Source organism: Myroides sp. LoEW2-1 (assembly GCF_009767705.1).
Taxonomy (GTDB): Bacteria; Bacteroidota; Bacteroidia; order Flavobacteriales; family Flavobacteriaceae; genus Flavobacterium; species Flavobacterium album_A.
This window is the reverse complement of the sequence record NZ_WSPP01000035.1, coordinates 1-12,239: the sequence shown is the minus strand read 5'-3', so window position 1 is coordinate 12,239 and position 12,239 is coordinate 1. Positions and strand designations below refer to the sequence as shown.

The window sequence follows — 12,239 nt, the reverse complement described above, 5'->3', positions numbered from 1 at the left end:
AATTTAAGATGAAAAAAATCGCATTAAGCATTGCTTTAGTAGCTATGATGGGAGTATCTTTTGTATCTTGTAAAGAAACTGCAAAAGAAGCAACTCAAGAAGAAACAACTGTTGAAACTACAACTGAAGAAGCTCCAGCTACAACTGAAGAGGCTCCAGCTACAACTGAAGAAACTGTTGTTGAAACTGAAGCTACTACAGAAGAAGCTCCAGCTACTACAGAAGAAGCTCCAGCTACAGAAGAAGCTGCTAAATAATTTTAGCAAAACTATTCATAAAAAGAAAACCTCGCAAGGCGAGGTTTTCTTATTTATATTACTTTCTATTCTACATATTTAAAAGTTCTTCTAACAATTTTCTCTCATTAGACAATCTTGGAACTTTATGTTGGCCTCCCAACTTATCGTTGTTTTTTAACCAGTCGTAGAACAAATTCTTTCTTGCATTGTGAAAAACCAATGGATTCAATGTCATATTATTAGCTCTTTTAGCTTCATAATCAGAATTTAATGCTTGTAAGTTTTTATCTAATACTTCACTAAAAAGTCTCATATCCGAAGGTTCTTTAGTAAACTCGACTAACCACTCGTGAGCTCCTTTATCTGTTCCATTCATAAAAATTGGTGCAACTGTATATTCAGCTACCTCAGCGTTAAACTCATTACATGTCTTAGCCAGTGCTCTATCCGTATTCTCAATCATTAATTCCTCTCCGAAAACGTTGATATAGTGCTTAGTTCTTCCAGTGATCTTAATGCGATAAGGTAGTAAACTTGTAAATCGAACAGTATCTCCAATCAAATAACGTACTAAACCAGCATTGGTTGTAATAACTATAGCATAATTCTTGTCCTTTTCAACTTCGGATAGCGGAATAATCTTTTGATTTGACGTCCCATAGGTATCCATAGGTATAAATTCATAGAAAATGCCATAATCAAGCATCAAAAGCAACTCATTACAATCGTTCTGATCTTGAATAGCAAAGAACCCTTCTGACGCATTATAGATCTCGTAATACCTAAAGTCTTTTCTTGGCAATAACTTCTTATATTGATCCTTATACGGTTCAAAACTAACTCCTCCATGAAAGTAAACTTCTGCATTGGGCCATAGCTCGTGTAAATCGTGCTTACCTGTTTCCTCAATAATGCGATTAAACAATACCAGCATCCAAGATGGAACACCTGCAAAACTTGTTACATTCTCATTTCTAACCTCTTTGATGATCGCATTCATCTTACTTTCCCATTCAGACATCAAGGAAGTCTTATTACTTGGCGTACTGCTAAACTCTGCCCAAAAAGGCATATTGTCAATCAGAATAGCCGAAAGATCACCAAAAAAAGTATTATTATCTTCATACAACTGCTTACTTCCACCTAATCTCAAACTTTTTCCAGTAAAGAGTTGGGAATTTTCATTGTTATTTAAGTACAAGCACAATAGATCTTTTGCTGCTTTGTAATGACAATTCTCTAAAGCTTCATTGCTAACAGGAATAAACTTGCTCTTGGCATTAGTGGTTCCGCTTGACTTTGCAAACCAACGAATCTGCTCTGGCCAAAATATATTGCTTTCACCTTTTCGCGCACGCTCTATATAAGGTTCAAATTCCTCATACTTGAATAAAGGTACTCTTTCAGAAAAAGTCTTATAGTTAGATATACTTTCATATCCAAACTCTTTACCCAATAAAGTTTTTTCATTTGTTTTAATCAAACTTAAAAACAAATCATTTTGAACTTCATTAGGGTATTTTCTAAACAAATCTATTTGATGAATTCGCTTCTTGAGAATCCATGATGCTATAGAATTAATAATTGTAAAAGCCATATAGTGTCAAATAATCAGTCTAATTTACTTTTAAATAAAAAAGCAAATAATTTTAGTAGTAAATGTTTTTTGTATTTTTACTGCCTTACCAAAAATAACAATTTTATTTATGCAATACGAAGGAGTTTTAAACAAAATGCAGACGGAATTTAACAATCCTATTGAATACTATTTAGTCTTTAAAAATAACTTTTTAAATATCAATCAAATATTAGACAGAACAATTCAAATCGAATTTGTCGGATATGAATGTTTGAACTGTGGAGAGCACAAAAAGATATTTCGACAAGGATTTTGCTATGATTGCTTTTATAAAAGTGCTGAAGTTGGTGATTGGATTATGAGACCAGAACTAAGTACAGCACATTTAGGGATTGAAGACCGCGACTTAGCTTATGAATCAAAAGTTCAATTACAACCTCATATAGTATACCTTGCATTATCCAGCGATGTAAAAGTAGGCGTTACTCGTAAAACTCAAGTTCCTACCAGATGGATAGACCAGGGAGCATCAAAAGCAATAGAGATTGTAGAGGTGCCAAACCGATATTTAGCAGGAATCACTGAAGTAGCTCTAAAAGATACCTTTACAGACAAAACGAATTGGAGAAAAATGCTTCAAAACGAAATAGCTACAGAAGATTTATATGCAATAAGAGAATCTCTCTTAGACAAGCTACCAGAAGAAGTTAAATCTTATTTTGACACAACATCGAACAGATTATTAGACCTCAACTATCCTGTCTTGCAATATCCAACAAAAATTAAAAGTCTCAATTTAGAAAAAACGCCTTCTTTTGAAGGGAAACTAAAAGGAGTAAAAGGTCAATATTTAATATTTGAAGATGGAACCGTATTTAATATTCGTACCTATGAAGGCTTTGTAGTCAATATAAATATTCAATAATACGAAAAACAAAAAAGAGAGCTCTTTAGAAAGAGCTCTCTTTTTTTTTAAACTATTCTTTTGTAGGTTCTTCTTTTTTCTTTTTGCCGAATAACCCTTTTAATCCTTCACCGAGTTTATTAACAACTTCTTCTGTTTCATCTTTTTTTGCTTCTCCTTCCGCATTAGCTCCTTCCCCTTCATTCTTTTTCTTTCCTCCACCAAGCATATCAAACAAAGCTTCTGTTCCCTTGTCAACTAATCTGTTTTTTTGTTCTTCAATAATCTGATTTGTCAAATTAGTTACCACTTCTCCCATATTTGTTCCAACTTTAGGAGAAGCAAAGTTACCAGTTAACTCTACCTTTACAGGGATCGCATTGAATTTATCGCTTTCCTTTGGTCCTAACTTAGCTAATGTATTTGCAATATCACTACCCAATAACTTAGCTGGTACTTTAAAATCTAAATCATAGTCTAACGTTTGATCAAAACCATGTTCTCCTGATACCTGTACCGCCATGTCTTTTAACTTTATGTCAAAGGGTTTAAACTGTACTTTTCCATTTTTAAACACAATATGCATACGCTTGTTGTTTAAATCTATTTTCTTTAAGTCTATAAAAGAAACCCCCTTATCTAAAGCCGCAAGCAATTGAGATTTTTGTGGATCAATTTCAGAGTCAACCAAAGTTCCTTGAATATCCCCACTTAAACTATTCATATCTGGTGTTAAGTCTAAAGCATTTAACTTTCCACTCATCTTCACATCTCCATTTATTTTTCCACTAACAATTCCCGCAATTGGAGCAATCGTTTTAAGAAACTCTAATTCTGTAAATGTACTTTTTACATCAAGGGATTTTAATCCTAAATTCATATCGAAAACTGGAGTAGTTTCTTTTGTTGATACATTCCCATCAAAAGCTAGTATACCATTAAAGATATTTGTTGACATATTCTGTAAACGAGCAGCTTCATCGCGAATAACCAAACTACCTTTCACATTGTTAAGCACTAAATTGTCATAGACTACCTTTTTGGCATTTGCGTTAATAGTACAATCTAAGAATCCTGGTATTTTTAAAGGCTCTGCTGCATCATTTGTCGCTTTTTCTTCCTTCTTCGGAGTTTCCGTTGTTGAAACAACATCTTCTTTCATTAAATCCGCCAAGACAAAGTTGCTTGAATTAACATTGAAGTTTCCTTTTAGTGTTTGCTTTTTGAATAAGAACCCATATAAATTATCTAATCGACCATCAGCTGCGATATCTGTTGTTCCTGTTTTCAGGTTAAACTTATTCAAGCTTACATTACTTGTATTAAAGGTCAAAGCTGCTTCTTGTATCTGCAGTGGCTTCGCCATGGCATCATTTGAATAGTTAAACCCTGTCAACGATAGACTACCTGAGTTTTTTATATTTTGATAGAGTCCTTTTTCCACCGAATTCATATCAAAAGCAGTATTCACATTTGCTTTCAATATTCCCGAAAGGGGTATATCCATTTTTATTGGATATGCTTTTGTCACATTTGCCAGGTTAATTATTCCGTCAAACTTAGCGTTTACAAGTATATTCTCTGTTATATTTCTAATGTTTGCACTTGCATTAAAAACATCCTTATCAATTTTAAATGACAGTTTGTTAAGGTCAACATAAGTATCCTTCACTATTCCTGTCTGATTCATTATATTGACATCTAAAACAATGTTTGAAACACCTTGTGGCAAATCCGGATATTGGAATGACGCATTCTTAGCTCCCATGTGAATTGCCAATGTCGGTATCGTTTGCTCAGATAATTTCCCTTTTACTTTTCCATCCACCTTAAAATCCCCTGAGGTAGTCACCCCATCCAAATTTCCTGCATAAGCCTCAGGTATCAATCCCAAGAAGTTTTTGAAATCTGAATCAGGAGTACCGAAAGTCAAATCGTACAATTGACCATCCTCAACCATCTGCAATGACCCATCAAACTGCAAAGGCAATTGATTAATCAAAGCCTTATTGTCCTTAAATGTAAACTTCATACTATCCATATCTATTCCGATAATGGCTTTTAGAGATAGATTTACATCATTCAACATTTTGGTCCCCTCCATGTCGAATGAAACTTTCGTTCTCGTCTCCGTATTTAAGTCCAATACATTATTAGCTAAGTTTCCTTTACCTTGATGGTATAACTCTTTTGCAATAAAAGTCATCTTAGAACTTAAATCAGTATAGCTGACATTCAAATTCTCGATTAAGTAATAATCTAATGCCAATGAAAAAGGAGTCGTTTCTGAATCCTCTGAATCCTCTTGATCCTCTTCATCTATAATTGCCACATCATAGTTAGCTACCCCCTTCTCATCTACAAGTACATTCACTTTTGTATTCAGAGCGGAGATAGACTCGATTTGCATTGGTTCATTTGCACTGTTAAACAATTGCATCACTGACATTTTCAGACCAATCTTTTCAGAATACACAAGTGTATCTCCCTCAAAAGGAGCTTTATTAATAACTACTAACTCATTAATCGACACTGTTGCCTTAGGGAAATTGCGTATTAAACTTAAGTTTACACTTTCAAAGTTGACTGTGGCATTAATATTATCATTAATAGTCTTCTTAACTAAGTCTTGTATTTTCCCCTTAAACAAGACTGGAGTTAATAACAATAAAATAATTAATAGGACAAGAATACCTCCACCCCATTTCAAAATCTTTTTACCCATAACAAATATATTTTATACAAAATAACGAAAAAAAGAGCCAACACGTATAAATACAGTTGGCTCTCTTACATATTTCCATTATTGTTACTCTTAATAGACAGTTATCTCATAAGGTAATATTATTTGCACTCCTTTTAGAGAATTAAAATAGTTTAAACGCTCAATTAGTTCATAATTAGCTTCTCCAATCTTTTCTTTGATCAACTCATCTTGGTTTTTTAGAACAGAAGCTCCTAAATATTTTCTAAGCAAGTCCTCAAAATTTAATTCATACTCAGGATAATTGACAACTTGATAAGTTTCAAGTTCAACTTTATCAACTGCATATTGAATAGCTTTACTCAAGCCTCCGATCTCATCAACTAATCCATTAGCAATCGCATCTGTACCCGTCCAAACTCTACCTTGTGCTAAAGCGTCAACTTGCTCAAAAGTCATGTCTCTACCAGCTGCTACACGGTTAACAAACGTAGTATATACATTCTCTACACTTTCTGTGATATGCTTTCTTGAATTTTCATCTAAAGGTTTAAATGGGCTATACATAACTGCATTCTCATGCGTTTTTACTTGTTGTGCATTAACGCCATACTTCGAAGCGACATTACTGAAGTTTGGCAACATACCGAAAACGCCGATAGACCCAGTAATTGTGGTAGCATCTGCAAAAATTCTATCTGCGTTACACGAGATGTAATAACCTCCAGAAGCAGCCATGCTTCCCATAGATACAATTACAGGTTTCTCTTTTTTAGTTAACTCTATTTCTCGCCAAATTAAATCTGATGTCAATGCACTTCCACCTGGACTATCCACGCGCAAAACAATCGCTTTTACTTTATCGTTTTTTCTCGCTTTTCTCAAGGCTCTATTGATTGACCCTTCTCCAATATAGTTTACATTTCCTTCACCACTTAAAATTTGACCTTGTGCATAAATAACTGCAATTTGATCGTCTTTTGTTTTCAAAGCTTCAGCAGCATGTATTGACTTAGTGTATTCTAAAATTTTAATTTTATTATACTCAGCATCGTCGTCTATGTTAAGTGCTTTTTTAATATCAGCATGATACTCATCTTCGTAAACTACTTTATCTACCAAACCTGTTTTCAAAGCTAATTCAGGTGTTCTTGCACCCAGACTGCCAGCGATCTCATTCAGTTTCTCTACAGAGATATTTCTACTGTTTGATATATCAGTAACCACATTACCCCAAATAGAATTTAAAAACACTGAAATTTGCTCATAATTCGCTGCACTCATTTTATTCTCTAAGTATGGTTCTACAGCACTCTTATACTTACCATGACGAATCACCTCCATCTTCACACCAGTTTTTTCTTGAAGGTCTTTCAAATAAAGAATTTCTGTTGCTAACCCTCTAAAATCTAAATCTCCCACAGGATTCAAGTAAATAGAATCAGCGACAGAACTTAAATAGTATTCTGTCTGCGAGTACATATCCGCATAAGACAGGACGAACTTGCCACTTTCTTTAAAACGCTCTAATGCCTCACGCAATTCGCTTCGCTGTGAAATCCCCAAAGAAGAATTGTTCTTCAAAATAGATATCCCCTTAATTTTATCATCTGATTTAGCTACTTCAATGGCTTTCAAAACATTTGACAAACCATCTGTATCTTCATCTGAAATACTGATATCTTTAAAGTTAAATTTGCCTCCATAATCATAAGTCACTTTAGATAAATCTAATTCTAAAACAGAATTGCTTTTAACTACTACTTTTTCAGAGCCACTACTTCCGATTGCCGCTCCAATTGACAATAACATAAAGAAAGCTAAAATAGTAAAGACAAATAACCCTACGATTGTCGCTAACACATTTCTTAAAAATCTCATATATAAAACAATTTATTCTATTAGTCGTATTGATACTAATTTTGTTACATTCCCAATTAATTTTGTGGATAAGAACTACTACAAAAGTAGCATTTATTCAAATTTCTTTTAGTTACTTTGCCCTTATGTATACACAAAATAACATAGTATTATCTATAGGTACCAATCAAGGTGATAAAATGGCTAATATCCAAAAGGCCATTGATCTTATTCACAAACATATAGGTACTGTTATTAAGGTTTCGCCAATTTACGAATTTCCTGCTTGGGGATTTCAAAGCGAGGCTTTTTTTAATTGTGCATTACTTATACATAGTACACTGGAAGGAGAAGTAGCCATTTCTAAAATATTAGAAATTGAAAAAACATTGGGTAGAATACGCAGTAACGAACCAGGTTATATAGCGCGTATCATAGATATAGACATCATTTCATTTAATCAAGAAGTACACAATAGCTCGACATTGACCATACCTCATCCTCTGATGCAGGACAGGAGATTTGTTCTTTTACCGGCAGCTGACTTGAATTTAGAATGGTCACATCCCATCCTAAAAAAATCGTATCGAGAATTACTGAAAGTATGTCCTGATCAAACCGAATACAAATTGGTGGGAACTATTGAAGAACCTATCAGTAAATATGGATTTACGGATGTCAACTTTATAGCAATTGAAGGAAATATCGGAGCTGGTAAAACAACCTTGACTACTCGAATATCTGATGATTTCAATGCTAAATTAATATTAGAAGGATTTGCAGATAACCCTTTCCTTCCTAAGTTTTATAAAGATGCAACACGATATGCTTTTCCCTTAGAGATGTCGTTTTTAGCCGATCGATATAATCAGTTATCTGATGATTTAGCTCAATATGACTTATTCAAGGAGTTTGTTATTGCAGATTACTATATCTACAAATCACTCATCTTTGCTCAAATTACTTTAGAAGAAGATGAGTTCAGATTATATCATCAAATATTTGAAATCATGTACAAAGAGACACCTCAACCTGATCTCTATGTATTCTTATATCAAAATACGGACAGACTACTTGACAATATAAAGAAAAGAGGACGATCATACGAAAGTGATATCACATCTACCTATTTAGATAATGTGAACCAAGGTTATCTAAACTATGTTAAGACACTACACCCGGAAAAGGTGCTGACCATTGATATCTCTGACTTAGACTTTGTTGCTAATCAAGAAGATTATATCCACATCCTCAATCTAATTCAAGATAAACTAAAATAGAAAAATTTAATAATACACAAAATAAAAGGGCAGTCAATTGAATGCAATTGACTGCCCTCTATATTTATACCGTATACTCAAAGGGGTTAACCCTTTTAAACCACTTTACCAATACGGTCTATTTTCTTTAACTCTATTAATCTAAGAATACTTCGAATTGTACGAAAAGGCAACATGACTAATCCTACAAGTGAAGATAAGAGAAACTTAATCATAACGTAGATTAACTAACCAATAATAGACAATCACATAAACATAAATGATGTAATCTTACTGAACATTTTCCAACCTGCAATAACAGCAGCAAATTGATAAAACATCATAAAGTATATAGCCAATTTTATTGGTGTATCACTACTTGGAGATTTACCAGTATTAATAGTAAATTGAATAAAAACGAACAGGAGTATTCCTCCTCCAATATAGATTGTCAAAATATCTTTCAATATAGTCCACTTTTCTGAAGTAAACCGCTTTGACTTATAGGTTTGACAAATAGGTATCGTTTATGTCTGTGAACACAAAGGACAAAGTCCTTTTGAGCAATCAGTACACTGAGATATAGCAATTTGATCTAAGTGATAAAAACAATTCATGTTCTCTTATTCTTATGATCATATCTAATCTCAAAGTATTGATTAAATTAGGGTTCTTCTTTAAGAAAACAAGTATTGACTAAATCAATTGCAAAATCCGAATTCTAAAAACTCTCCACAACAAGACAAAAAATTGAGTCTAAAGGACTATTAGTAATTGTATTCTAAATATCTAAAATCCTCGTCTTTCTGCAAGGTAGCTTGAATTTGATTAAACGTTTCTTGCAACAAATGCTTAACATCAATAACTTCATTGTCCTCTAAGCGTTTTAATATCATACTGATAGGAAAACACTGAACTGCCAAATTCTGATATTGCAGCGCAAGCTCTCTACCATATTGATCACTTACCAAAACCCAATGTAGATCAGGGTACTCGTAAACCATCGCGACACCAAATGCCATCCCTAAAGCAAAGTGAGCAGCTCCATCTGCTTGGTCATACTCTTTATTGTCGAGAATTGTTTGTAAGCGATCTATTGCTTTACCACTTGTGTAATATTCATCGATTTCCTCTGCATCCATTCCATAGAGGTTTGCAACAGCCTGAGAGAGGTAGTACATATCGTTATAAGTAGGTTCAAGTAATGGAAGTTCTAAAGATGCCAGACTATCAATACTCTCTACCATTTGTCTCATATCCTCCAAATGAGCTTTTACATCTTCGCTTCCTTCAGTCCCCTTAGCAGCAGATAAAGAAACGATAATAATATTTTCACCATACATTACTTCATAGACATGCATGTACACATCTTCTATTGCATGACTATCGTATGCGTAGTAAACTTTATTGGGAAGAACAGTACATTCAGCATTGTGCTCTTTTGCTTGTTCTTGAAAGGTGCGAATTGCTTCTTCTTGAGTTACTCCTTCATTGCGTTGAAAGTACAACATACTTACGCGAATCACTGGCTCATTCTCACTTAACCCCTTGTAAATCTGCAAGGTTTTTTCATTTTCCAATGAGCAATAATAATCGCTTGGTCCTTTCATAATGGTTTGTCCATTCCCTATTTCAAATATTTTCATCGTTTATATATTTTTTCTGAATCAAATATATACTTTTAAAAGCAATATTGAAGCAGTATCTCAAGTTGTTGCGTATGCAAAAAATTCATTCCTTCTAAAAACCACAAAATTCCCATTCTCTCATTGCTTTATACACATAAACTCCGATCCAAAAAGATCAACCAACAGCATTAATATTGCCGTTCTTAACACAAAGAATATTGTCACTATTGGTAGCAATACAAGTTGCAAAAGTGAAAGTAAAGCATTTTTGATTTGATTTCTCTGGTACCTTGAAACCAATGAACGACTTCAAGTATCCTCCTCCTCCTATTCATCTATTACTCATAGAATTGTTTTAAACTATCTCTTGTTGCATCACTCTATGTGATTTCAGAAAATCACTTAGATATAGTTTTCCTTTTTTCTTAGTAATTGTAAAGCATTCAAGCCGATTATGTGCTAACTAAGTACAAGAGATAATTGTATTTTCCTTGGCCTTTCTTGCACAATTCTTCGAGTATTCTTGCAGTTTTACTGGCAAAAAGGGGTGTTTTCCCAAGAAACCCCCTAGAAACCTCCTAGAAACCCCTAAGAAAGTACGACCAAAAACGCACAAATCCTTCTCGTAAAAAGCTGTATTTGATCATTATTATACTGAAGAATACTCTATATATGAGTGTTATCGTTACTCGTTGATTGCTACAATTACTATATTCTTCAAGTAAATAGACCGCTTAGCTATTGGTTTTTCTATCCAGGTCGAATTGAAGTGCTAAACTAAACGAGCAGATTAGATAAGCTGTATCTTAAGGCCAACATCTATTGTAGAACAAAAAGATTGCGTGGCGGTTTCCTTTATAACCTTGGATACTAATCTTACACAGTTAACTTCTATAGCCCGAGAATCAGTGTTTTTGAAAACAAAAAGCTACTTTGTTATAAAGTAGCTTTCATATATTAATCACCTGTAAATCAATTCTCTTAAAAAACAAAAAAACACGAAGTTGACATTCGCATTGAATTGCCGTCTTACCTGCTATCACATTCCTCCTTTGATTTCTTTTATTTTTTAAAATCATCAAAAGAGCAATTGCCGTTAGTATGCTCAGTATCAATAAGGAGCTATATTCCTTATTTATCCACTACAACTGTGATGACAACCTTTATCCAGGCAGACTAATCACAATCAGAGCCTATGTTAAACGATAGAAATCCGCTTTCTCCTCCAAGCAATGGACAGGATATGTGTATAAATAAAACTGTATAAATTGCTATTGCATTTGTTGAAACAAATCCCAAATCACGATCCCTGCACTAACTGAAATATTAAGCGAATGTTTGGTTCCCAATTGTGGAATCTCAATAACGCCATTACTTAAATCAACAACTTCTTGATTAACCCCTTTGACCTCGTTACCAAAAACTAATGCGTACTTTACATCTGTTTCAACTTTAAAGTCATGAAGCATCACACTTTTTTCAACCTGCTCAACTGATTGTACAGAAACTCCTTGCTCTTTTAAGCCCTTAACAACTTCAACCACCTCTTTTGCATACTCCCACTCCACGGTATCAGTAGCCCCCAATGCTGTTTTGTGAATTTCTTTGTTCGGAGGTGTAGCTGTAATACCACATAGGTACACTTTCTCTATCAAGAAAGCATCGCATGTTCTAAACACAGAACCAATATTGTGCAAACTTCTTACATCATCTAATACAACTATAATTGGAGTCTTTTCGGAAGCCTTGAATTCTTCTACATTCTTACGATCTAATTCGCTATTAGCTAATTTGCGCATAACTTAAAATTTTGGGCAAAATTACTTAATAAATTCTAAGAAAAAAGAATTGACAAGTAAACATCGCTTAACAGCAAATTATATTGAGTAATAAACAAATAATTTGTTTTAAAGTCTATCACTATACAAACACTGAAAAAAAGGAGGTTAATCAGTCAATACTATTTTAACGTGAGTTCGACTTAAGCTATTAGTCTATTTTGATCAATAATGTCGTTAATATTATTAATAGAAGGCTTTTTCGGGAAGTATGAATATGTAATCAAA

Annotated in this window: 9 protein-coding genes; 3 read left to right on the top strand and 6 right to left on the bottom strand. The window is 33.7% G+C overall.

Annotated elements, in window-relative coordinates; all coding sequences use genetic code 11:
- The coding region (locus GOQ24_RS02960) for a hypothetical protein (RefSeq protein WP_243731244.1) at nt 1-257 on the top strand (257 nt) is incomplete at its 5' end.
- Between the two features lie 70 nt (nt 258-327).
- Here the strand turns inward: GOQ24_RS02960 and GOQ24_RS02955 are convergent.
- Nucleotides 328-1,836: a GH3 auxin-responsive promoter family protein gene (locus GOQ24_RS02955; RefSeq protein WP_155091161.1), complete on the bottom strand. Its 1,509-nt coding sequence runs from the start codon at nt 1,834-1,836 to the stop codon at nt 328-330.
- Between the two features lie 109 nt (nt 1,837-1,945).
- Between GOQ24_RS02955 and GOQ24_RS02950 the strand changes: the two genes are divergently transcribed.
- A complete protein-coding gene (locus tag GOQ24_RS02950; RefSeq protein ID WP_160339071.1) occupies nt 1,946-2,743 on the top strand; it encodes a DUF2797 domain-containing protein in 798 nt (265 codons plus the stop codon).
- A gap of 52 nt (nt 2,744-2,795) precedes the next feature.
- Here the strand turns inward: GOQ24_RS02950 and GOQ24_RS02945 are convergent, their stop codons facing one another.
- Nucleotides 2,796-5,447, bottom strand: a complete 2,652-nt coding sequence (locus GOQ24_RS02945) for an AsmA-like C-terminal region-containing protein (RefSeq protein ID WP_160339070.1) — start codon at nt 5,445-5,447, stop codon at nt 2,796-2,798.
- 90 nt (nt 5,448-5,537) lie between these two features.
- Nucleotides 5,538-7,307, bottom strand: coding sequence for a signal peptide peptidase SppA (sppA, locus tag GOQ24_RS02940; protein ID WP_160339069.1), 1,770 nt, complete (start codon nt 7,305-7,307; stop codon nt 5,538-5,540).
- A gap of 125 nt (nt 7,308-7,432) precedes the next feature.
- On the opposite strand from sppA, the gene folK reads away from it, so the two are divergent.
- Nucleotides 7,433-8,566, top strand: coding sequence for a 2-amino-4-hydroxy-6-hydroxymethyldihydropteridine diphosphokinase (gene folK / locus GOQ24_RS02935; RefSeq protein WP_155091165.1), 1,134 nt, complete (start codon nt 7,433-7,435; stop codon nt 8,564-8,566).
- A gap of 245 nt (nt 8,567-8,811) precedes the next feature.
- On the opposite strand, the gene GOQ24_RS02930 is transcribed toward folK, so the two are convergent.
- From GOQ24_RS02930 to GOQ24_RS02920, 3 genes are all read right to left on the bottom strand, one after another.
- Nucleotides 8,812-9,012, bottom strand: coding sequence for a hypothetical protein (locus GOQ24_RS02930; RefSeq protein ID WP_160339068.1), 201 nt, complete (start codon nt 9,010-9,012; stop codon nt 8,812-8,814).
- A 300-nt stretch (nt 9,013-9,312) separates the two neighbouring features.
- Complete coding sequence (locus GOQ24_RS02925; RefSeq protein WP_160339067.1) at nt 9,313-10,191, bottom strand: DUF3806 domain-containing protein; 879 nt, start codon at nt 10,189-10,191, stop codon at nt 9,313-9,315.
- Nucleotides 10,192-11,444: 1,253 nt separating this feature from the next.
- Complete coding sequence (locus GOQ24_RS02920) at nt 11,445-11,972, bottom strand: RNA methyltransferase (RefSeq protein WP_155091168.1); 528 nt, start codon at nt 11,970-11,972, stop codon at nt 11,445-11,447.
- Between the last annotated feature and the right edge of the window lie 267 nt (nt 11,973-12,239).

Bases quoted from the DNA above. Each gene is read 5' to 3' on its own strand.
- GOQ24_RS02955 (WP_155091161.1), bottom strand. From the start codon at position 1,836: ATGGCTTTTACAATTATTAATTCTATAGCATCATGGATTCTCAAGAAG.
- GOQ24_RS02950 (WP_160339071.1), top strand. From the start codon at position 1,946: ATGCAATACGAAGGAGTTTTAAACAAAATGCAGACGGAATTTAACAAT.
- GOQ24_RS02945 (WP_160339070.1), bottom strand. From the start codon at position 5,447: ATGGGTAAAAAGATTTTGAAATGGGGTGGAGGTATTCTTGTCCTATTA.
- sppA (WP_160339069.1), bottom strand. From the start codon at position 7,307: ATGAGATTTTTAAGAAATGTGTTAGCGACAATCGTAGGGTTATTTGTC.
- folK (WP_155091165.1), top strand. From the start codon at position 7,433: ATGTATACACAAAATAACATAGTATTATCTATAGGTACCAATCAAGGT.
- GOQ24_RS02925 (WP_160339067.1), bottom strand. From the start codon at position 10,191: ATGAAAATATTTGAAATAGGGAATGGACAAACCATTATGAAAGGACCA.
- GOQ24_RS02920 (WP_155091168.1), bottom strand. From the start codon at position 11,972: ATGCGCAAATTAGCTAATAGCGAATTAGATCGTAAGAATGTAGAAGAA.